Consider the following 20,842-nt stretch of genomic DNA (forward strand, 5'->3'; position numbering starts at 1 on the left):
CCGGCCCTGTGCCGGCCTTCCGCTTTTTCCGGGCGGCGCCGGCACCGATACAATGCCGGTTCCGCCTGCCCGAGTCCCGCCATGCCGTTGCCTTGCGACGATCTGTTCAACGTGGCCGCGCTGCTGAGCGAAGAGGAGCGCGCGATCCAGCAGGCGGTGGCGCGCTTCGTCGATGCCAGGGTGCTGCCGATCATCGGCGATGCGTTCGACCAGGCGCGGTTCCCGGCCGAACTGGTGCCGGAACTGGCGCAGCTGGGCCTGCTCGGCGCAACGCTGCCGCCCGCCGACGGCGGCGCCGGGCTCAACGCGGTCTGCTACGGCCTGATCTGCCAGGAACTGGAACGCGGCGACAGCGGCCTGCGCAGCTTCGTCAGCGTGCAGTCCTCGCTGTGCATGTATCCGATCCACGCCTACGGCAGCGAGGCGCAGCGCCGGCGCTGGCTGCCGGCGATGGCCGCCGGCACCGCGATCGGCTGCTTCGGCCTGACCGAGGCGCAGGGCGGTTCGGATCCGGCGGCGATGCAGACCCGCGCGGTGCGCGATGGCGATGGCTGGCGCCTGAGCGGCAGCAAGATGTGGATCACCAACGGCAGCCTGGCCGACGTGGCGATCGTGTGGGCGCAGACCGAGGACGGCGTGCAGGGCTTCCTGGTCGAGGCCGGCACGCCCGGGTTCGGCGTGCAGGACATCGCGCACAAGATGAGCCTGCGCGCCTCGGTGACCTCGGCGCTGTTCCTGGACGCGGTGCGCCTGCCCGATACCCAGCGCCTGCCGGGCGTGCGCGGGCTCAAGGGACCGCTCGGTTGCCTGACCCAGGCCCGCTACGGCATCAGCTGGGGCGCGATCGGCGCGGCCATCGCCTGCCTGCGCGAGGCGCTGGCCTATGCCGGCGAGCGCATCCTGTTCGGGCGCCCGCTGGCGGCCACGCAGAGCGCGCAGATCAAGCTGGCCGACATGGCCCGGCGCATCGCCGCCGCGCAGCTGCTGGCGCTGCAACTGGGCCGGCTCAAGGACGCCGGCGCGCTGCAGCCGGCGCAGGTGTCGCTGGCGAAGTGGAACAACGTGCGCATGGCGCTGGACATCGCCCGCGAATGCCGCGACCTGCTCGGCGGCGCCGGCATCACCACCGAGTACGGCGCGATCCGGCATGCGCTGAACCTGGAATCGGTGATCACCTACGAAGGCACCGAGACCGTGCACCAACTGGTGGTCGGCCGCGAGCTGACCGGGATCAATGCGTTCTGAGCGGCCGCGCCGGCGCTGCGGCGCGGGCGCATCCACCATGCGAGAGGAGGCGAGGGCATGAGCATTTTCGATCTGCGACTGGACACCGGGCGTTTGCTGCTGCGGCCGCCGGGCGCGGAGGATTTCGAGGCGTTCGCACGGTTCACCGGCGATGCCGAGGCGATGCGCCACCTGGGCGGCGTGCAGTCGCCGCCGGTGGCCTGGCGCAGCCTGGCGGCCCTGGTCGGCAGCTGGCAGTTGCAGGGGTATTCGATGTTCTCGGTGATCGAGAAACGCAGCGGGCAGTGGATCGGCCGGGTCGGGCCGTGGCAGCCGCACGGCTGGCCGGGTCCGGAGGTGGGCTGGTCGATCGCGCGTTCGCACTGGGGCCAGGGCTATGCGCCGGAGGCGGCGCGCGCGGCGATCGACTGGGCGTTCGCGCAACTGGGCTGGACCGAGGTGATCCACACCATCGCCGCCGACAACGCCAATTCCAAGGCGGTGGCGGCCAAGCTCGGCTCGCGCTACCTGCGCCAGGACCGCCTGCCCGAGCCGCTGCAGGCGCACGAGGTGGAAGTGTGGGGGCAGTCGCGCGCGGACTGGCAGGCGCGGCGTTGAGCGGCATGCGCGACGTCGCGACCGGCGGCAGGAGCCGATGATGGCCTTCGAACGTGTTCCGCTGACCGTGTACGGCATGGCGCTGTCCGGCAACTGCTACAAGGTGCGGCTGCTGCTGGACCAGCTCGGCTGCAACTATCGCTGGGTCGAGGTCGACAGCGCCAATGGCCAGACGCGCACGCCGCAGTACCTGGCCAAGAACCCCAACGGCAAGGTGCCGCTGCTGGAACGCGAGGACGGCCGCGTGCTGGCCGAGTCCAACGCGATCCTGTGCTGGCTCGCCGACGGCACCGCCTACCTGCCCAGCGATGCCTGGCAGCGCGCGCAGGCGCTGAGCTGGCTGTTCTTCGAACAGTACAGCCATGAGCCGTACGTGGCGGTGGCGCGCTTCGTGCGCGGCTGGACCGCCGCCGATTCGCCGCGCCGCGCCGAACTGCCGCGGCTGCGCGCGGCGGCGGCGCAGGCGCTGGCGGTGATGGAGCAGCACCTGCAGGCGCAGGCCTGGTTCACCGGTCCCGACTACGGTGTCGCCGACATCGCGCTGTTCGCCTACACCCATTGCGCCGAGGACGGCGGCATCGCGCTGGACCGCTATCCGCGCCTGTGCGACTGGCTGCAGCGGGTACGCGCCACGCCCGGCTTCGTCGCCTTGCCGCCGCTGCCGGCCGAGGTGCTGGCGCGGCTGGCGCTCGCCGACGGGTGAGGCCGGGCGCGTTCACCTGGCCGCGCCGCGCCGGCGGCTAGGCTGCAAGCCCCGAATCGTCAGGAGCACGCCATGAGCCAGTACCGCATCGCCGTCTTCGTCGGCAGCCTGCGCAAGGAGTCGTTCAACCGGCGCCTGGCGCTGGCGCTGGAGAAGCTCGCCGGCGACCGCGCCCGTTTCGAGTACGTGGAGATCGGCGACCTGCCGCTGTACGACCAGGACCAGGATCAGGACTACCCGGAGCAGGGCCGGCGGCTGAAGACGCAGGTCAGCGACGCCGACGCGGTGCTGTTCGTCACTCCCGAGTACAACCGCTCGATCCCGGGCGTGCTCAAGAACGCGATCGACCTGGGCTCGCGGCCCTACGGCGAGAACGCCTTCGCCGGCAAGCCGGCGGCGGTGTGCGGTGCTTCGCCCGGCACGCTCGGCACCGCGCTGGCGCAGCAGCACCTGCGCAACGTGCTGGCCTACCTGGACATGCCGGTGCTGAGCCAGCCGGAGGTGTTCGTGCAGTTCCAGGAGGGGCTGATCGAGGCCGACGGCAGCATCGGCAGCGAGGACACGCGCAAGTTCCTGCAGGGCTTCGTCGACAAGTTCATCGCCTGGGTCGACGAACTGCAGGCCTGAGCGCCGGTGCCCGGTGCTCCCCCGCGCCGGGCACGGGGGCGTGGCGCGGGCCGCCGCCGCGGTCGCAGCCAGTGCGACGCGCCGCGGCGACACTGGCGCGCAGGCCGTCGGCGAAGCGTTGCGCGGCGGGCTCGGGCGCAGTTCTCAACGGGTTGTCCACAGACTTGTCCCTAGCCGCGCCGGGCCGCGCTGACTAAGATGCCCGACCGGGTCGCGCCGACCGCGCCGCCCGCCGACCGCGTCCCACACAGAGAAGACCCAGCCCATGTCCGCCCGTCCCGGCTACCGCGGCGACCGCAAAAGCGAGCGTGGCGAGCGCAGCGAATCGCGCATCGACCAACTGCGCGTGCCGCCGCACTCGATCGAGGCCGAACAGGCGGTGCTCGGCGGCCTGATGCTGGCGCCCGACGCCTACGACCGGGTCAACGACCAGCTCACCGACAACGACTTCTACCGCCGCGACCACCAGCTGATCTACCGCGCGATCCGCGAGCTGGCCGAGAAGGGCCGCCCGTTCGACGCGGTGACCCTGGGCGAGTGGTTCGAATCGCAGGGCAAGCTGGAGATGGTCGGCGACGGCGCCTACCTGATCGAACTGGCCAGCACCACGCCGTCGGCGGCCAACATCGCCGCCTACGCCGAGATCGTGCGCGACAAGGCGGTGCTGCGGCAGCTGATCGAGGTCGGCACCAACATCGTCAACGACGGCTTCCAGCCCGAGGGGCGCGAGAGCGCGGAACTGCTGGCCACCGCCGAGAAGGCGGTGTTCAAGATCGCCGAGGCCGGCGCGCGCGGGCGCAGCGACTTCGTGGCGATGCCGGGCGCGTTGAAGGACGCGTTCGAGGAATTGCGCAACCGCTTCGAGAACGGCGGCAACATCACCGGCCTGCCCACCGGCTATACCGACTTCGACGCGATGACCGCGGGCCTGCAGCCGACCGACCTGATCATCCTCGCCGCGCGTCCGGCGATGGGCAAGACCACGCTGGCGCTGAACATCGCCGAGTACGCGGCGATCAAGTCGAAGAAGGCGGTGGCGGTGTTCTCGATGGAAATGTCGGCCTCGCAGCTGGCGATGCGCCTGATCTCCTCCAACGGCCGCATCAACGCGCAGCGCCTGCGCACCGGCCAGCTCGAGGACGAGGACTGGGCGCGGGTCACCGGCGCGATCAAGATGCTCAAGGAGACCAAGATCTTCATCGACGACACGCCCGGCGTGTCGCCGGAGGTGCTGCGCTCCAAGGCGCGCCGGCTCAAGCGCGAGCACGACCTGGGGCTGATCGTGATCGACTACCTGCAGCTGATGTCGGTGCCCGGCAACAGCGAGAACCGCGCCACCGAGATCTCCGAGATCTCGCGCTCGCTCAAGGGCCTGGCCAAGGAACTGGGGGTGCCGGTGATCGCGCTGTCGCAGCTCAACCGCTCGCTGGAAACGCGCACCGACAAGCGCCCGGTGATGGCCGACCTGCGCGAATCCGGCGCCATCGAGCAGGACGCGGACATGATCGTGTTCATCTACCGCGACGACTACTACAACAAGGAGAATTCGCCGGACAAGGGCCTGGCCGAGATCATCATCGGCAAGCACCGCGGCGGCCCGACCGGGTCGTGCAAGCTCAAGTTCTTCGGCGAATACACCCGCTTCGACAATCTGGCCCACGATTCGGTGGGCGCGTTCGAGTAGCCGGACCTGCGGGCGACGTTCCGGCGCAGGCGCGACAGGCGACCGCGCGCGTCGCGGTGGCGCCCGGACGGCCCGGGCGCCAGGCCAGGCGCCGCCCCGCGATCAGTTTGGAATGGTGAACTGCGCGTTGCTGGTGGTGTCGTAGGTATTCACGCCGAACGTCGCATGGTGCGCGCACACCACGGTGATCGTGCGATAGATGCCGTAGACGAAGTTCGAGGCGAAGTGCACGTCGACGAGCGCGCCCCCGTTCTCCGAATCGTACTCGGTGGTGTAGCCGTTGCCGATCTGGTCGTAGGCGTTGCAGCGCACGTTGATGTAGTCGGCGTCGACGCGGTCGTTGCTGGCGTTGGCAAACCGGGAGTAGGCGCGGATCTTGACCCGCTTGCCGCCGCCGGGGCCATTGTCCGATTCGTAGCCCTGGTTCTCGATGACGCCTTGCAGCACATAGACCGGGGTGCTGCCGCCGCTCCCCGGCGGTGCCAGGCGTATCGCCCGTGCATCCCTGGTTCGAGGCGCTGACGCAGGCTGGGGGCGGTACGCCCGCGCCCGGCAGCGAGCGTTCGGCGACACGCGATTGCTGCATTGCAACGAACTGGGCAGTGCGCCTATTCATCCGAGTGGAGCGATATCTCCATCACAGACCATGCCGGTCGCGCTCAATGCGAATTGGCGACGGTCGATACCCAGCATGAGCCCGTTCCGGATTGCGCCCATGCCATTGACCGTCACCCAAGCGGAAACCTCCGAACGCGACGCCATCGCCGCGGTCGCGGCCTTGCGCGCGCAGCTCGGCGCCGCGCCGCTGGATGCCGTGCTGCTGTTCTGCGATGCGGAGTACGACCTGGACGCGCTGGGTCCGGCGCTCAAGGCCGGTTTCGACTGCCCGGTGATCGGCTGCACCGCCGCCGGCCAGGTCGGCGAGCGCGGCTTCCAGAGCGACGGCATCCTGGTCGCCGGCCTGCGCGGCGGCGTGCTGCAGGCGCAGCCGTTGCTGATCGCGCCGCTGAGCGACCTGCAGGCGCAGGTCGCGGTCGCCGCCGAGGCGGTGCAGGCGGCCACCGCGGACAAGGCCGGGCAGTGCTTCGCGCTGCTGCTGGTCGATGGCCTGTCGACCTGCGAGGAATACCTGGCCGCGGCGCTGTACCGGATGATCGGCGACGTGCCGCTGCTCGGCGGCTCGGCCGGCGACAACCTGCGGTTCGAGCGCACCCAGGTCTATTACGACGGCCGCTTCCTGGCCGATGCGGCGGTGCTGACCCTGTTCCGCTCGCGGCATCCGTTCGTGGTGTTCAAGCTGCAGCACTTCGTCGCCAGCGAGGTCGAGCTGGTGGTCACCGAGGCCGACCCGGAGCGGCGCCTGATCTGCGAGATCAACGGCGAGCCCGCGGCGCTGGCCTACGCCGAGGCGATCGGGGTGCCGCTGGAGGCGCTGAACCCGCACGTGTTCTCCACCTATCCGCTGCTGCTGACGCTCAGCGGCGAGCCTTACGTGCGCTCGATCCTGCGCGTCAACGAGGACCTGTCGCTGACCTGCTACTGCGCGGTGGAGGAGGGCATGGTGGTCGCGGTCGGCAAGGCGGTGGACGTGATGGAGACGCTGCAGCAGGCGTTCGCCGAGGTGCACGAGGCGGTGCCCGATCCGGCGCTGGTGATCGGCTGCGACTGCATCCTGCGCCGCCTGGAGTTCGGCCAGTCGCAGATGCAGCAGCAGGTCGGCGCGTACATGGCGCAGCAGCGCGTGTTCGGTTTTTCCACCTACGGCGAGCAGTTCAACGGCCTGCACGTCAACCAGACCTTCACCGGCGTGGCGATCGGGAGATGAGCATGCACGCAGATGCAGCGCCGGCCCCGGCGGGTGCCGCGGCCAGTGCCGTCCAGGGTGGCGACGCGGTGCTCATCGCCGAACTGCGCCGGCAACTGGCCGCGCGCGACAAGGTGATCGCGGTGCTGAAGAAGCGGGTCACCGCGCGCGACGACGCGGTCGCCTCGCCGCTGGCCACGCTGCAGCAGAACATCGCGCTGGGCAAGGTGGTGGCGCTGAAGACCCAGGAACTGAGCCGCGAGCGCCATGAGCTGGAACAGGCGCTGGCCGACCTGGGCAAGGCGCAGGTGGCGCTGCTGCAGGCGCAGAAGATGGAGTCGATCGGCCAGCTCGCCGCCGGCATCGCCCACGAGATCAATACGCCTGCGCAGTACGTGCGCGACAACCTGGCGTTCGTGTGCAAGGCCAAGCAGATCCTCGACCAGGTGTTCGACATGACCTTCGGCATCGTCGATGCGGCGCGCGCGCAGGGCGTGGCGCCGGAGCTGGTCGCCGCGCTCGATGCGCAGGTGAAATCCTCCAAGTTCCAGTACCTGCGCAAGCAGACCCCGGAGGCCCTGCAGCAATCGCTGGAGGGGCTGGACCGCATCACCAAGATCGTCGGCGCGATGAAGATGTTCTCGCACCCGTCGGCGGGCGAGAAGGAACCGGTGGACCTGCGCGAGCTGGTCGCCACCACCATCACCGTCGCCCGCAACGAATGGAAGTACGTGGCCGAGGTCGAGACGGAGTTCGCCGACGACGTGCCGCTGGTGCCGTGCCTGCGCGACGAGATCGGCCAGGTGCTGCTGAACCTGGTGGTCAACGCGGCGCATGCGATCGGCGACACGCTGGTGCCGGGCGAGCGCGAGCAGGGCCGGATCCGCATCATCCTGCGCCGTGCCGGCGACAGCCACGTGGACCTGTGCGTCAGCGACGACGGCCCGGGCATTCCCGAGGCGATCCGCACCAAGGTGTTCGACCCGTTCTTCACCACCAAGCCGGTCGGCAAGGGCACCGGCCAGGGCCTGGCCATCGCCTATTCGGCGGTGGTGGAGAAGCACCAGGGGCGGATCTTCTTCGAACCCTCGGCGGACCAGCGCGGCACCACCTTCGTGGTGCGGCTGCCGCTGAACGCCGGGGCGGGCTGAGCGATGCGCATCCTGTTCGTCGACGACGAAAAGCAGGTCCTGGCCGGGCTGGAACGCACCATGTTCATGGCCGACCGCGACTGGGACGTGGCCTTCGCCGGCAGCGGCGCCGACGCGCTGGCCACGCTGCAGGCGCAGCCGGCCGACGTGGTGGTCTCGGACATGCGCATGCCGATGATGGATGGCGCCGAACTGCTGCGGCGGGTGCGCGACAGCTGCCCGCGCACCATCCGTATCATCCTGTCCGGGCATACCGAGCAGGAAGCGGCGCTGCGCTCGCTGGACGTGGCCCACCAGTTCCTGGCCAAGCCGTGCGAGGGCGATGCGCTGATCGAGGCGATCGACCGCGCGGTGGCGCTGCAGCTGCTGCTGGACGATCCGGCGGTGCAGGCGGTGGCTGGCCGCATCGGCGGGCTGCCGTCGGCGCCGCGCATGTTCGCCCAGCTCAACCGCCTGCTCGGCGACCCCGCCGCCGGCGTGGCGCAGGTGGCGGCGGTGGTGGAAGGCGATCCGGCGCTGGCGGCCAAGGTGCTGCAGCTGGCCAATTGCGCGTTCTTCGGCAACGGCCATCACGTGGCCGAGATCAGGGACGCGGTCAATCGCATCGGCATCGGCCTGCTGCGCACGCTGGTGCTGGCCAGCGAGGTGTTCCACAGCGGCGCCGGCGATTCGGCCGACGCGCTGCGCGCCGATGCGGTGCGCGCCTCGCGGCTGGCGGCGGTGGTCGGCAAGGGCCATGCCGCCGAGGACGTGGTGACCACCGCGGCGCTGCTGGCCAACATCGGCGCGCTGTTGCCGGACATCGCGCAGCTGTGCCGCGACGCCGACCCGCACGGCCGCGGCTTCCCGTCGCATGCGGAGATCGGCGCCTACCTGCTCGGCGTGTGGGGCCTGCCCGGCGCGATCGTCGAGGCGGTCGCCCATCACCGCACGCCGGGCCGGGTCGAGCATCGCCAGTTCGACGCGGTCGGCGTGGTGCACGTGGCGGTGGCGCTGGCACACGGCGCGGAACCGGACCTGGGCTACCTGCAGGCGATGGGCGTGGCGGCGCGGCTGCCGCAATGGCAGGCGGACTGCGCGCAGATTCGCCAAGCGGAGTGCGTGTCATGAGCGAACCCGAACTGCCGCGCATCCTGTGCGTGGACGACGAACCCAACCTGCTGGCCGCGCTGGAGCGCAACCTGTTCGGCCAGTTCGACGTGGTCACCGCCAACGGCGGCGAGGCCGGGCTGGCCGCGATCGCCGAGGGCCCGCCGTTCGCGGCGATCGTGTCGGACATGCGCATGCCGGGCATGGACGGCGCCGCGTTCCTGGCCGCAGCGCGCGCCCGCGCGCCGGACAGCGTGCGCCTGCTGCTGACCGGGCAGGCCGATGCGACCTCGGCGATCGCCGCGATCAACCAGGGCGCGATCTTCCGCTTCCTGTGCAAGCCGTGCCCGACCGAGGAACTGGTCGCGGCGCTGGAGCAGGCGGTGGCTCTGCACCGGACCACGCTGCTGGAGCGCGAACTGCTGGAGACCACGCTGGCCGGCACCACGCGCATGCTCACCGAGGTGCTGTCGATGGTCGCGCCCTGGGCATTCCAGCGCTCGGCGCAGCTGCAGGCCTGCGTGCGCCACGTCACCGACAAGCTGCCGTGGCCGAACCGCTGGATGGTGGAAGTGGCCGCGGCGCTGAGCCACATCGGCTGCGTCAGCGTGCCCGGCGACATCGTGCAGCGCGAGATCGCCGGCGACGAACTGTCCGAGGAAGAACAGAAGCTGGTCGACGGCCATCCGCTGGTCGCGCACCGGCTGCTGACGGCGATCCCGCGCATGCAGGCGGTGGCCGAGATCGTGCGCTACCAGGCGCTGCCGCCGCCCGCCGACGCCGCGCCGGACGTGGTCCGCGGCGCGCACCTGCTGCGCGCCTCGCTGCTGCTGGTGCGCGGGCTGGCGCGCAAGCTGCCGCTGGCGCATGCGGTGCAGGAACTGCGCAAGGCCGAGCCGCCGCTGCCGCGCGGGCTGATCGACGCGTTCGCCGACCTGCAGCTCAACACCCGCAGCGGCATCCGCAAGGCCAAGGTCTGCGACCTGGTGCCGGGCTGGCGCCTGGAGCAGGACGTGGTGTCCAAGCGCGGCATGATGCTGCTGGCGCACGGTACGGAACTGAGCCTCACCTCGATCCTGGCCTTGCGCAACCTGCAGGCGGCCGGCGCCATCGTCGAGCCGCTGCTGATCAGCTACGGCGGCACGGAACAGAGCGGGGCGCCGGTCGCCGCCTAGCGGCGCGCCTGGCGGCCGGCCGTGCGCGCTCACATCGGCTGCGCGGCGGCCCTGCGTATCCTTGCGCGTCTTTTTCCGGCCCGTCCCCGCGCATGAGCTACGCCATCGTCTGGTTCCGCCGCGACCTGCGCCTGCAGGACCAGCCCGCGCTGCACGCGGCGCTGGCCGCCGGGCACACGCCGGTGCCGGTGTACCTGCACAGTCCCGGCGACGAGGGCGCCTGGGCCGCCGGCGCGGCCTCGCTGCGCTGGCTGCAGCGCTCGCTGGCCGCGCTCGACGCGCAGCTGCGCGCACTGGGATCGCGGCTGATCCTGCGCCAGGGCCCGGCCGAGACCGTGCTGCGCGAGCTGATCGCCGAATGCGGCGCGGTCGCGGTGTACTGGAACCGCCGCTACGAACCGGCCACGCAGCCGCGCGACGCCCGGCTCAAGCGCGAACTGCGCGAGCAGGGCGTGGAGGTGCACAGCCACAACGGCGCGCTGCTGTTCGAACCGTGGCAGTTGGCGACCCAGCAGGGCGGTCCGTACAAGGTGTTCACGCCGTTCTGGCGCAGCGCCTTGCGCCAGTGGCAGCTGCCGGCGCTGCAGCCTGCGCCGACGACGCTGCCGCCACCGCCGCAGGCGCTGCACAGCGAGCCGCTGCAGCGGCTCGGGCTGGCGTCGGCGCGCGACTGGGACCGCGGCTTCTGGGACGTGTGGCGACCGGGCGAGGCCGGCGCGCACGAGGCCCTGGAGGTGTTCGTCGACGGCGCCCTGCGCGGCTACGTCGCAGGCCGCGACCGTCCCGACCAGGTCGGCACCTCGCGCCTGTCGCCGCACCTGCACTTCGGCGAGATCGCGCCGTGGCGGGTGGTCGCCGAACTGGAACGGGAGCGGCGCGCCGCCAGCGGCGCAGCGATCGACGCCTACATCCGCCAGCTCGGCTGGCGCGACTTCGCCCACCACCTGCTGCACCATTTCCCGACCACGCCCGAGCACAACCTCAATCCGCGCTTCGCCCGCTTCCGCTGGGCCACGCCGGCGCCGGCGCAGCTGGACGCGTGGCGGCGTGGCCGCACCGGCGTGCCGATCGTCGACGCCGGGCTGCGCGAACTGTGGCACACCGGCTGGATGCACAACCGGGTGCGGATGATCGTCGCCAGTTACCTGTGCAAGCACCTGCGCGTGCACTGGATCGAAGGCGCGCGCTGGTTCTGGGACACGCTGGTCGACGCCGACCTGGCCAACAACACGCTCGGCTGGCAGTGGGTGGCCGGCACCGGCGCCGATGCCGCACCGTATTTCCGCGTGTTCAATCCGGTGACCCAGGCGCAGAAGTTCGATCCGCAGGGCCGCTACATTGCGCGCTGGGTGCCGGAACTGGCGGCGCTTCCGGTGGCCGAACGCTTCGCGCCGTGGCTGTCGCCGCAGCGCCTGGCGTCCTGCGCGCCGCGCTATCCGCGGCAGCCGATCGTGGACCTGGCCGCCGGCCGCGACGCCGCGCTGGCCGCCTACCGCGCGACCTGAGCGCCGCGCACGCGTCCGTGCGCGCGCACCGGCGCAGCGCCGATGCCGGTCGCGCGGCGGCGTGAACTGCGGTCGCGGCGCCCGCCGCGCCGCGATTGACGCCCTTCGCCGCGCCATGATTCACTCCGGCCACGCACAGGAGCATGCATGGCCACCAGCACAGCCCGCCGCAAGCCGCGGCGCGAACCGATGTCGCGTGTGGATACCGCCTGGCTGCGGATGGAGCGGCCGACCAATCCGATGATGATCACCGGCGTGCTGATGCTCGACGAGCCGCTGTCGCTGCCGCAGTTCAAGCAGCTGGTGCGCAAGCGCTTCCTGTCGTTCCCGCGCTTCCAGCAGAAGCCGGTGGAGACCGCGACCGGCGCCTACTGGCAGCACGACGACGATTTCGACCTGGACTGGCACGTGCGCCTGTCGGCCCTGCCCGGGCGCGGCGGCAAGAAGGCGCTGGAGCGCTTCGCCGGGCAGATGGCGTCCACGCCGCTGGACCAGAGCAAGCCGCTGTGGCAGTTCCACCTGATCGAACGCTACGAAGGCGGCTCGGCGCTGGTGGCGCGCATCCACCATAGCTACGCCGACGGCATCGCGCTGGTGCAGGTGCTGCTGTCGCTGACCGATACGCAGCGCATGCCGGAGCCGGCGGCGCAACTGGGCCGCGCCTGGCTGAAGGACGACGGCAAGGAGGTGGTGCGCCGGGTCGGCGCCATCGACCGCTACCTGAAACTGGGCGGGCGCATGCTCGACAAGGGCCGGGAGATGTACCAGGACCCGAACCTGGCGCAGATGCTGGCCAAGGAGGGCGGCCTGATCGGCCGCGAACTGGCCAATGCGCTGCTGCTGTCCGACGACCCGCCGACGCTGCTGCGCGGGCGCCTGGGCGTCAGCAAGCGGGTGGCCTGGGCCGAGCCGCTGGACCTGGACGAGGTGAAGGCGGTCGGCCGCGCCTGCGACTGCACGGTCAACGACGTGCTGATGGCGACGATGGCCGGCGCGCTGCGCGACTACATGCTCGAGCGCGGCGAACAGTTGGACGGGGTGACCCTGCGCGCCACGGTGCCGGTCAACCTGCGACCGCTGGAGCACGCGCGCAAGCTCGGCAACCATTTCGGGCTGGTGTTCCTGGACCTGCCGGTCGGCGAGGCCAACCCGGTGCGGCGCCTGCAACGCGTGGCCGAGGCGATGCAGCAGCTCAAGCAGTCGCGCCAGGCGATGGTGGTGTTCGGGCTGCTGGCCGCGGTGGGCATGGCGCCGGCGGCGCTGCAGTCGCTGGCGCTGGACCTGTTCAGCCGCAAGGCGACCACGGTGGCGACCAACGTGCCGGGGCCGCAGCAGCCGCTGTACCTGGCCGGCAGCGGCGTGCGCGAGATGATGTTCTGGGTGCCGCAGACCGGCTCGATCGGGGTCGGCGTGTCGATCATGAGCTACAACCACCGCGTCCACTTCGGCCTGATCGGCGATGCGCGGCTGATCCCCGATCCGGACGCGGTGATGCGCCGGATCGGCGCGGAATTCGAAAAGTTGCTGTACCTGGCGCTGATGGGCGACTGGGACCATCCGCTGGGCGCGGCGGACGCGGACGCGTTGCTGCCGCTTCCTGAACAGGGCGCATCCGTCCGCAGCGCGGGCTAGGCTTCGTTCATGCCGGTCTCGCGGCCCACTGTTTATGCTTGCGCCCACTTCACTTCAGATTCGGGAGAGAGCGCGATGAAACGCACCGCCATCCAAGGCATTTCCGTGGCGCTGGCCAGCGCGCTGGTGTTGTCCGCCTGCGCCACCGGCGGCTCCTACGTGCAGCGCGACCAGTACGGCAATCCGACCGAGCAGCAGAACCGCACCGGCCGCGGCGCGCTGATCGGCACCGCGGTCGGCGTCGCCGCCGGCCTGCTCAGCGGCAGCAGCGCCACCGAGCGCCGCCAGCACGCGATGATCGGCGCCGGCATCGGCGCGCTCAGCGGCGCGGCGATCGGCAACTACCAGGACCGCCAGGAGCGCGCGCTGCGCGAGCGCACCGCCAACACCGGCATCGACGTGCGCCGCGACGGCGACAACATCACCCTGAACCTGCCCGACGGCATCACCTTCGATTTCAACCAGTCCACGCTGAAGCCGCAGTTCTATTCGGCGCTCAACGGCGTGGCCAAGACCCTGGGCGAATACAACCAGACCATGATCGAAGTGGTCGGGCACACCGACAGCATCGGCAGCGACGCGGTCAACCAGCGCCTGTCCGAGCAGCGCGCCGCCTCGGTGGCCGCGTACCTGACCGCGCAGGGCGTGCAGCGCGAGCGCATCGAGACGCTGGGCGCGGGCAAGAAGTACCCGATCGCCGACAACAGCACCGAGGCCGGGCGCGCGCAGAACCGCCGCGTCGAGATCCGCGTGGTGCCGCTGCGCTCCTGAGCGGGGCCACCGCTGGGCGAAACGCGAACGGGCCGCTGCATGCGGCCCGTTCGCGTTCCCGAGGTCGGCCGCGCAACGCGCGGACGTGCCTGGCTCAAACCAGCGCTTCTTCTTCCTCCTCCGGTGCCGGTGCCGGTGCCGGTGCCGGCATCGGCGCGGTGCCAGGCAGCGTCGCATCGGCCAGTTGCGGCAGCGACAGCGACTGGGTGTTCATCGCCACGCCGCTGCACAGGGTGAACTCGGCGCCGCTGTCGGCCTGTTGCGTGGCCAGCTTGGCCGGGCACTGCGCCAGCATGTAGTTGACGTCGAAGTTGAGCTTGTCGACCAGGAAATCGACGAAGGCGCGCACCTTCGGCGACAGCATGCGCCCGCCCGGGAACACCGCGTTGAAGTCCAGGTCCGGGCCGACCCAGCCGCCGAGCACGCGCCGCGCCTTGCCGGCCTCGATCAGCGGCTTGATCGTCGCGTCGCTGGCCAGCACCAGGCCCTCGCCGCAGACCAGGCCGCCGATCAGCGCGGCCGAGTCGTTGGCCACCAGGATCGGCTGGATCGCGAACTCGCCGCTCTGCTTGCCGTTGCGCAGCGGCCAGCTGAGCCGGTTGTTGCCGTTGCGGCCGTTGCTCAGCGCCAGCGTGCGGTGGTGCTGCAGGTCGTCCGGGTGCAGCGGCTCGCCATGGCGCTCGATGTAGTACGGGCTGGCGAACACCTGGGTGCGGAAGGTGGCCAACTTGCGCGCGACCATGGTCGAATCCAGCAGCGCGCCCATGTGCAGGGCCACGTCCACGCCTTCGGCGATCGGATCGACCTTGTCGCTGGTCATGACCATTTCCAGGCGCACTTCCGGATGCTGCTTGTGGAATTCGCCCAGGATCGGCGCGACCCAGGAAATGCCGGCGGAGTAGGGCACGCTGAAACGCAGCCAGCCGCGCGGGCCGGCCTGCAGCTGCCCGACCGCGCTCTCGGCTTCCTCCAGTTCGCGGGCGATGCGCTGGCAGTGCTCGTGGTAGACCGCGCCGGCCTCGGTCAGGCCGAGGCGGCGCGTGGTCCGGTGCAGCAGGCGCGCGCCGAGCCGCGCCTCCAGGTCCTGCACCTTGCGGCTGACGGTGGTCTTGGGCAGGCCGAGCGCATTGGCCGCGGCGATGAAGCTGCCTTGTTCGACCACCTTGACGAAGATCAGGGTGTCGTTCAGATCGTGGGTCATGGCGGGTTCCTGGAGGGTTGAGGGCGATTGGACCGGTGACGGGACGATTATTCCCCTTAATTCGGACTAATCAAGTGCGGCTTTGACGCCTAATTTGTACGCATTCGCCGCCAGCCAGGCCATTTCCCCATGTCGTTGCGTACTCTGTTCCAGTTTCTCGTGGGCGCCCGCCGTCCCGTTCCGGTAGACGGGACGCCAATCGACGCGCTGGAAACCGGTTACCTGAAAGCCTTTCGCGAGTTTACGCCCCCTCCGCGCAGCCAGAGCGGCAGTACGCTGCAGCTCGGTCGCCGCGGCGGCGGGCGACTGGACCGCATCGCGATTGTCCCGTTTGCGGGAGTAAAAGTCCCGTGAGCGGGATGTTGGACCCGGAGGTTCTGGTGCTCGGCGGCACCGGCACCGTCGGCCACGGCGTGGTCGGCGCACTGCTGGAGGCCGGCAGCCCGGTGCTGGCGGTGGCGCGCGACCGCGGCCGCCTGCGCGCGCTGCGCGAACGCTACAGCGACGAACCGGCGCTGGACGTGCTGCAGGGCTCGGTCGCCAACGATGCCGGCGCCGCGGCGCTGGCCGCGCTCGTGGCGCAACGGCCGCGGCCGCTGGCCGGCGTGGTCGCCAGCCTCGGCAGCCCGCTGCGCAGCGGGCGCCTGCTGGACCAGCCGATCGCCGCGTTGCGCCGGCGCCTGGACGCCGACCTGCTGCCGCACCTGGCCGCGGCCCGGCACCTGCTGCCGCTGCTGGCGCAGGCCGAGCGCGGCGGGCGCTACATCCTGCTCGGCAGCCCGTGCGCGCTGCGCGCCTGGGCCGGGCACGGCGACAGTTCGGTGGCCACGGCGGCGATCCGCATGCTCGCCCAGGTCCTGCACGAAGAGGCCAAGCCGCTGGGCGTGCGCGTCCACCTGCTGTCGCTGACCCATCCGGTGTGCAGCGACACCGCCGCCGACGGCTGCCCGGAGTGGTTCACCACGCTCAGCGTGGGCCGCGCCGCGGTGTCGCTGCTCGCCGACCGCGACACGCCCGGCCAGGCCGTGGTCGATATCGACAAACAACAGTACGCGCGTCCACGCACCTCGCTGATGACCGCATCGCATTTTTCCCCTTCCACTCACGAGGTCTCCCGATGAACCCGATTCCGATGTCCCTCCACTCCCCACGCGTCTTGCGCCCGCTGGCGATCGCGCTGCTGGCCGTGGCCCTGGCCGCCTGCGGCAGCAAGGCCGACGGGCAGGGCGCGCCGCCGCCGCCGGCGGTCGGCGTCGCGCCGGTGCTGCAGAAGGAAATCAGCCAGTGGGACGAGTTCAGCGGCCGCGTCGAGGCGGTCGAGCACGTCGACCTGCGCCCGCGCGTGTCCGGCTACATCGACAAGGTCAACTACGTCGAAGGCCAGGAAGTGAAGAAGGGCGACGTGCTGTTCACCATCGACGCGCGCAGCTACCGCGCCGAACTGGCGCGCGCCAACGCCGAACTGGCGCGGGCGCGGACCCAGGCCAAGCTCAGCGGCAGCGAGGCGGCGCGCGCCAAGAAGCTGTCCGACCAGCAGGCGATCTCCACCGAGAGCTGGGAGCAGCGCCACGCCGCCGCCGAGCAGGCCGAGGCCGACGTGCTCGCCGCGCAGGCCGCGGTCGACACCGCGCGGCTGAACCTGGAATGGACCCAGGTGCGTGCGCCGATCGACGGCCACGCCGGCCGCGCCCAGGTCACCGCCGGCAACCTGGTCAGCGCCGGCGACAGCGCCAGCGTGCTGACCACGCTGGTGTCGCTGGACAAGGTCCACGTGTACTTCGACGCCGACGAGGGCACCTTCCTGCGCTATGCGCAGATGGCGCGCAAGGGCGAGCGGCCGAGCGAGCGCGACGGGCAGTTGCCGGTGCAGGTCGGCCTGGTCGGCGAGGACGGTTTCCCGCACGCCGGCAAGGTCGATTTCCTCGACAACCAGATCACCCGCACCACCGGCACCATCCGCGTCCGCGCCGTGCTGGACAACGCCGACCGCAGCTTCACCCCGGGCCTGTTCGCGCGCGTGCGCCTGCTCGGCAGCGGCCGCTTCAAGGCGATGCTGATCGACGACCGCTCGGTGCTGACCGACCAGGACCGCAAGTACGTCTACGTCGTCGACAAGGACGGCAAGGCGCAGCGCCGCGACGTGCAGCTGGGGCGTGACGCCGAGGGCCTGCGCATCGTGACCAGCGGGCTCAACCCCGGCGACCGCGTCATCGTCGACGGAGTGCAGAAAGTGTTCATGCCGGGCATGCCGGTGCAGGCCAAGCCCGTGGCGCTGGCCACGGCGACGCCGGCGGCCGCGCGCAAGGCCGTCGCTCTCGACTGACCCGCGGTCGCGCAGCGTCGCAGACCGGCCGCGCTGGCGGCCGGTCGCCGCAGGCCGGGCCACCGTCGTGGCCCGGCATCGCCACAGTTTTGCCCGTGCTCCGGTGCGGCCACCCGTTTCAACCCGTTTCCAGGACCACCACCCATGGACTTTTCCAGATTCTTCATCGACCGGCCGATCTTCGCGGCCGTGCTGTCGATCGTCATCTTCGCCGCGGGTCTGATCGCGATCCCGATGCTGCCCATCGGCGAATACCCCGAAGTGGTACCGCCTTCGGTGGTGGTGCGCACGGTGTATCCGGGCGCCAACCCCAAGGTCATCGCCGAGACCGTCGCCACGCCGTTGGAAGAGGCGATCAACGGCGTGGAAGGCATGATGTACCTCAAGTCGGTGGCCGGCTCCGACGGCGTGCTGCAGATGACCATCACCTTCCGCCCGGGCACCGATGCCGACGATGCCGCGGTGAAAGTGCAGAACCGCGTGGCGCAGGCGCAGGCGCGCCTGCCCGAGGACGTGCGCCGGCAGGGCGTGACCACGCAGAAGCAGTCGCCGACCTTCCTGATGGTCGTGCACCTGACCTCGCCGAAGGGCAAGTACGACACGCTGTACCTGCGCAACTACGCGCGCCTGCACGTCAAGGACGCGCTGGCGCGGATCCAGGGCGTGGGCGATGCGCAGGTGTTCGGCGGCGGCGACTACGCGATGCGCGCCTGGCTCGACCCGGAGCGCATCGCCGCGCGCGGGCTCACCGCCAGCGACGTGGTCAACGCCATGCGCGAGCAGAACGTGCAGGTCTCGGCCGGCCAGCTCGGCGCCGAGCCGATGCCTGAAAGCAAGTTCCTGACCCTGATCAACGCGCAGGGCCGCCTGCGCAGCGAGCAGGAGTTCGGCGACATCGTGCTCAAGACCGGGGCCGACGGCGAGAGCGTGCGCCTGGCCGACGTCGCGCGCCTGGAGCTGGGCGCCGGCGACTACACGCTGCGCTCGCAGCTGGACGGCAAGAACGCGGTCGGCATCGGCATCTTCCAGGCGCCGGGCGCCAATGCGCTGCAGATCCGCGACCAGGTGATCGCGACGATGGACGAGCTCACCAAGCAGTTCCCGGCCGACGTGAAGTACGAGGCGGTGTACGACACCACGATCTTCGTGCGCGACTCGATCACCGCCGTGGTGCACACCTTGCTGGAGGCGGTGCTGCTGGTGGTGCTGGTGGTGATCCTGTTCCTGCAGACCTGGCGCGCGTCGATCATCCCGCTGATCGCGGTGCCGGTGTCGGTGGTGGGCACCTTCGCGGCGCTGTACGTGCTGGGCTTCTCGATCAACACGCTGACCCTGTTCGGGCTGGTGCTGGCGATCGGCATCGTCGTGGACGATGCGATCGTGGTGGTGGAGAACGTCGAGCGCAACATCGAGGAAGGGCTGACCCCGCTGGCCGCGGCGCACCAGGCGATGCGCGAGGTGTCCGGCCCGATCGTGGCGATCGCGCTGGTGCTGTGCGCGGTGTTCGTGCCGATGGCGTTCCTGTCCGGCGTGACCGGCCAGTTCTACAAGCAGTTCGCGGTGACCATCGCCATCTCCACGGTGATCTCGGCGATCAACTCGCTGACCCTGTCGCCGGCGCTGGCCGCGCGCCTGCTGCGCGCCCACGACGCGCCCAAGGATGGCCCGTCGCGGCTGATGGACCGCATGTTCGGCGGCTGGCTGTTCCGCCCGTTCAACCGCTTCTTCAACCGCAACTCCGAGCGTTACCAGGGCAGCGTGTCGCGCATCCTCGGCAAGCGCGGTGTGGTGTTCGCGGTCTATCTGGTGCTGCTGGTGGCCACCGGCGTGATGTTCAAGGCGGTGCCGGCCGGCTTCATTCCGACCCAGGACAAGATGTACCTGATCGCCGGCGTGAAGCTGCCCGAGGGCGCCTCGCTCGAACGCACCGACGCGATGCTGCGCAAGGTCACCAACATCGCCATGCAGACCGACGGCGTGGAGCATGCGATCTCCTTCCCCGGCCTGAACGCGCTGCAGTTCACCAACACGCCCAATACCGGCGTGGTGTTCCTGACCCTCAAGCCGTTCGCCAAGCGCCACCGCAGCGCGCTGGAGATCAATGCCGAAATCAACCAGCGCATCTCCCAGCTGGGCGAGGGCATGGCGTTCGCGTTCATGCCGCCGCCGATCCTGGGCCTGGGCAACGGCAACGGCTACCAGCTGTTCATCGAGGACCGCGCCAACCTGGGCTACGGCGCACTGCAGAGCGCGGTCAACGCGATGCAGGGCGCGGTGGCGCAGACCCCGGGCATGAGCTATCCGATCGGCACCTACCAGGCCAACGTGCCGCAGCTGGACGCCGAGGTCGACCGGGTCAAGGCCAAGGCCCAGGGCGTGGCCCTGACCGATCTGTTCGACACCTTGCAGACCTACCTGGGCTCGACCTACGTCAACGACTTCAACCAGTTCGGCCGCACCTGGCAGGTGATCGCCCAGGCCGACGCGCCGTTCCGCGAGAGCGTGGAGGACATCGCCCGGCTGCGCACCCGCAATGCCGCCGGCGAGATGGTGCCGATCGGCTCGATGGTGACGGTCAAGCAGACCTTCGGTCCGGACCCGGTGCTGCGCTACAACGGCTACCCGGCGGCCGACCTGGCCGGCGAGGCGGATGCGCGCATGCTGTCCTCGGCCGAAGCGATGGCCAAGGTCACCCAGATCGCCAAGCAGGTCCTGCCCAACGGCATGGAGATCGAGTGGACCGACCTGAGCTACCAGCAGGCGACCCAGGGCAAGGCGGCGATGGTGGTGTTCCCGCTGGCGGTGCTGCTGGCGTTCCTGGTGCTGGCCGCGCTGTACGAAAGCTGGACGCTGCCGCTGGCGGTGATCCTGATCGTGCCGATGACGCTGCTGTCTGCGCTGTTCGGCGTGTGGCTGACCGGCGGCGACAACAACGTGTTCGTGCAGGTCGGCCTGGTGGTGCTGATGGGCCTGGCGTGCAAGAACGCGATCCTGATCGTCGAGTTCGCCCGCGAACTGGAGCTGCAGGGCAAGGGCATCGTGGAATCGGCGCTGCAGGCCTGCCGCCTGCGTCTGCGCCCGATCGTGATGACCTCGATCGCGTTCATCGCCGGCACCGTGCCGCTGGTGTTCTCGCACGGCGCCGGCGCCGAAGTGCGCTCGGCCACCGGCATCACGGTGTTCGCCGGCATGCTCGGCGTGACCCTGTTCGGCCTGTTCCTCACCCCGGTGTTCTACGTCGCCCTGCGCAAGCTGGCCGGTCGCCCGCTGGTATCGCACGGCCCGGCGCACGGCGCCGCACCGACCCACGCCTGATCCCCCAATTCCCCCTTCTC

At 70.6% G+C, this 20,842-nt stretch carries 18 protein-coding genes; 16 read left to right on the top strand and 2 right to left on the bottom strand.

The window, feature by feature from the left end; all coding sequences use genetic code 11:
- Positions 1–81: 81 nt before the first annotated feature.
- The 5 genes from OCJ37_RS08725 (at position 82) to OCJ37_RS08745 (ending at position 4,856) form a co-directional block, all read left to right on the top strand.
- Complete coding sequence (locus OCJ37_RS08725; protein ID WP_263113255.1) at positions 82–1,245, top strand: acyl-CoA dehydrogenase family protein; 1,164 nt, start codon at positions 82–84, stop codon at positions 1,243–1,245.
- Positions 1,246–1,302: 57 nt separating this feature from the next.
- Positions 1,303–1,842: a GNAT family N-acetyltransferase gene (locus tag OCJ37_RS08730; protein WP_263113256.1), complete on the top strand. Its 540-nt coding sequence runs from the start codon at positions 1,303–1,305 to the stop codon at positions 1,840–1,842.
- Positions 1,843–1,882: 40 nt separating this feature from the next.
- Positions 1,883–2,545, top strand: a complete 663-nt coding sequence (locus OCJ37_RS08735; protein WP_263113257.1) for a glutathione S-transferase family protein — start codon at positions 1,883–1,885, stop codon at positions 2,543–2,545.
- Between the two features lie 72 nt (positions 2,546–2,617).
- Positions 2,618–3,172 carry an NADPH-dependent FMN reductase gene (locus OCJ37_RS08740; RefSeq protein WP_263113258.1) on the top strand — a complete coding sequence of 185 codons (555 nt, stop codon included), beginning with the start codon at positions 2,618–2,620 and terminating at the stop codon, positions 3,170–3,172.
- A gap of 265 nt (positions 3,173–3,437) precedes the next feature.
- Entirely contained in the window at positions 3,438–4,856 is a 1,419-nt protein-coding gene (locus tag OCJ37_RS08745) for a replicative DNA helicase (RefSeq protein WP_263113259.1), read from the top strand.
- Positions 4,857–4,958: 102 nt separating this feature from the next.
- On the opposite strand, the gene OCJ37_RS08750 is transcribed toward OCJ37_RS08745, so the two are convergent.
- Positions 4,959–5,303: a hypothetical protein gene (locus tag OCJ37_RS08750; protein ID WP_263113260.1), complete on the bottom strand. Its 345-nt coding sequence runs from the start codon at positions 5,301–5,303 to the stop codon at positions 4,959–4,961.
- Positions 5,304–5,571: 268 nt separating this feature from the next.
- Between OCJ37_RS08750 and OCJ37_RS08755 the strand changes: the two genes are divergently transcribed.
- The 7 genes from OCJ37_RS08755 to OCJ37_RS08785 all read left to right on the top strand — a co-directional run bounded on the left by OCJ37_RS08755 (position 5,572) and on the right by OCJ37_RS08785 (position 13,983).
- The gene (locus OCJ37_RS08755; protein ID WP_263113261.1) at positions 5,572–6,681 is read left to right on the top strand and encodes an FIST N-terminal domain-containing protein; all 1,110 of its coding nucleotides are present in this window, start codon (positions 5,572–5,574) and stop codon (positions 6,679–6,681) included.
- A gap of 2 nt (positions 6,682–6,683) precedes the next feature.
- The gene (locus OCJ37_RS08760) at positions 6,684–7,811 is read left to right on the top strand and encodes a sensor histidine kinase (protein WP_263113262.1); all 1,128 of its coding nucleotides are present in this window, start codon (positions 6,684–6,686) and stop codon (positions 7,809–7,811) included.
- A gap of 3 nt (positions 7,812–7,814) precedes the next feature.
- Positions 7,815–8,921 (top strand): HDOD domain-containing protein, encoded by a 1,107-nt coding sequence (locus OCJ37_RS08765; RefSeq protein WP_263113263.1) that lies wholly within the window; start codon positions 7,815–7,817, stop codon positions 8,919–8,921.
- Positions 8,918–10,075: an HD domain-containing phosphohydrolase gene (locus OCJ37_RS08770; protein WP_263113264.1), complete on the top strand. Its 1,158-nt coding sequence runs from the start codon at positions 8,918–8,920 to the stop codon at positions 10,073–10,075. Before OCJ37_RS08765 ends, OCJ37_RS08770 begins: the two co-directional genes overlap by 4 nt.
- Before the next feature lie 92 nt (positions 10,076–10,167).
- Complete coding sequence (locus OCJ37_RS08775) at positions 10,168–11,580, top strand: cryptochrome/photolyase family protein (protein WP_263113265.1); 1,413 nt, start codon at positions 10,168–10,170, stop codon at positions 11,578–11,580.
- Between the two features lie 147 nt (positions 11,581–11,727).
- On the top strand, positions 11,728–13,212 hold the full coding sequence (locus OCJ37_RS08780; protein WP_263113266.1) for a WS/DGAT/MGAT family O-acyltransferase: 1,485 nt from the start codon (positions 11,728–11,730) through the stop codon (positions 13,210–13,212).
- Positions 13,213–13,287: 75 nt separating this feature from the next.
- Positions 13,288–13,983 carry a YiaD family glycine zipper/OmpA-like lipoprotein gene (locus tag OCJ37_RS08785; protein ID WP_263113267.1) on the top strand — a complete coding sequence of 232 codons (696 nt, stop codon included), beginning with the start codon at positions 13,288–13,290 and terminating at the stop codon, positions 13,981–13,983.
- 94 nt (positions 13,984–14,077) lie between these two features.
- Here the strand turns inward: OCJ37_RS08785 and OCJ37_RS08790 are convergent, their stop codons facing one another.
- Positions 14,078–15,184: a LysR family transcriptional regulator gene (locus tag OCJ37_RS08790; protein ID WP_263113268.1), complete on the bottom strand. Its 1,107-nt coding sequence runs from the start codon at positions 15,182–15,184 to the stop codon at positions 14,078–14,080.
- Positions 15,185–15,313: 129 nt separating this feature from the next.
- Between OCJ37_RS08790 and OCJ37_RS08795 the strand changes: the two genes are divergently transcribed.
- From OCJ37_RS08795 to OCJ37_RS08810, 4 genes are all read left to right on the top strand, one after another.
- Positions 15,314–15,538 (top strand): hypothetical protein, encoded by a 225-nt coding sequence (locus OCJ37_RS08795; protein ID WP_263113269.1) that lies wholly within the window; start codon positions 15,314–15,316, stop codon positions 15,536–15,538.
- A gap of 5 nt (positions 15,539–15,543) precedes the next feature.
- Complete coding sequence (locus tag OCJ37_RS08800; RefSeq protein WP_263113633.1) at positions 15,544–16,305, top strand: SDR family NAD(P)-dependent oxidoreductase; 762 nt, start codon at positions 15,544–15,546, stop codon at positions 16,303–16,305.
- A complete protein-coding gene (locus OCJ37_RS08805; RefSeq protein ID WP_263113270.1) occupies positions 16,302–17,507 on the top strand; it encodes an efflux RND transporter periplasmic adaptor subunit in 1,206 nt (401 codons plus the stop codon). Before OCJ37_RS08800 ends, OCJ37_RS08805 begins: the two co-directional genes overlap by 4 nt.
- Before the next feature lie 144 nt (positions 17,508–17,651).
- Complete coding sequence (locus OCJ37_RS08810; protein WP_263113271.1) at positions 17,652–20,822, top strand: efflux RND transporter permease subunit; 3,171 nt, start codon at positions 17,652–17,654, stop codon at positions 20,820–20,822.
- The last annotated feature ends 20 nt before the right edge of the window (positions 20,823–20,842 follow it).

The sequence above is a fragment of the Xanthomonas sp. AM6 genome (genome assembly GCF_025665335.1).
Lineage (GTDB): Bacteria > Pseudomonadota > Gammaproteobacteria > Xanthomonadales > Xanthomonadaceae > Xanthomonas_A.

Bases quoted from the DNA above. Each gene is read 5' to 3' on its own strand.
- OCJ37_RS08740 (WP_263113258.1), top strand. From the start codon at position 2,618: ATGAGCCAGTACCGCATCGCCGTCTTCGTCGGCAGCCTGCGCAAGGAG.
- OCJ37_RS08780 (WP_263113266.1), top strand. From the start codon at position 11,728: ATGGCCACCAGCACAGCCCGCCGCAAGCCGCGGCGCGAACCGATGTCG.
- OCJ37_RS08725 (WP_263113255.1), top strand. From the start codon at position 82: ATGCCGTTGCCTTGCGACGATCTGTTCAACGTGGCCGCGCTGCTGAGC.
- OCJ37_RS08770 (WP_263113264.1), top strand. From the start codon at position 8,918: ATGAGCGAACCCGAACTGCCGCGCATCCTGTGCGTGGACGACGAACCC.
- OCJ37_RS08755 (WP_263113261.1), top strand. From the start codon at position 5,572: ATGCCATTGACCGTCACCCAAGCGGAAACCTCCGAACGCGACGCCATC.
- OCJ37_RS08800 (WP_263113633.1), top strand. From the start codon at position 15,544: ATGTTGGACCCGGAGGTTCTGGTGCTCGGCGGCACCGGCACCGTCGGC.
- OCJ37_RS08790 (WP_263113268.1), bottom strand. From the start codon at position 15,184: ATGACCCACGATCTGAACGACACCCTGATCTTCGTCAAGGTGGTCGAA.
- OCJ37_RS08775 (WP_263113265.1), top strand. From the start codon at position 10,168: ATGAGCTACGCCATCGTCTGGTTCCGCCGCGACCTGCGCCTGCAGGAC.
- OCJ37_RS08735 (WP_263113257.1), top strand. From the start codon at position 1,883: ATGGCCTTCGAACGTGTTCCGCTGACCGTGTACGGCATGGCGCTGTCC.
- OCJ37_RS08795 (WP_263113269.1), top strand. From the start codon at position 15,314: ATGTCGTTGCGTACTCTGTTCCAGTTTCTCGTGGGCGCCCGCCGTCCC.
- OCJ37_RS08810 (WP_263113271.1), top strand. From the start codon at position 17,652: ATGGACTTTTCCAGATTCTTCATCGACCGGCCGATCTTCGCGGCCGTG.
- OCJ37_RS08785 (WP_263113267.1), top strand. From the start codon at position 13,288: ATGAAACGCACCGCCATCCAAGGCATTTCCGTGGCGCTGGCCAGCGCG.
- OCJ37_RS08765 (WP_263113263.1), top strand. From the start codon at position 7,815: ATGCGCATCCTGTTCGTCGACGACGAAAAGCAGGTCCTGGCCGGGCTG.
- OCJ37_RS08745 (WP_263113259.1), top strand. From the start codon at position 3,438: ATGTCCGCCCGTCCCGGCTACCGCGGCGACCGCAAAAGCGAGCGTGGC.
- OCJ37_RS08805 (WP_263113270.1), top strand. From the start codon at position 16,302: ATGAACCCGATTCCGATGTCCCTCCACTCCCCACGCGTCTTGCGCCCG.
- OCJ37_RS08760 (WP_263113262.1), top strand. From the start codon at position 6,684: ATGCACGCAGATGCAGCGCCGGCCCCGGCGGGTGCCGCGGCCAGTGCC.
- OCJ37_RS08730 (WP_263113256.1), top strand. From the start codon at position 1,303: ATGAGCATTTTCGATCTGCGACTGGACACCGGGCGTTTGCTGCTGCGG.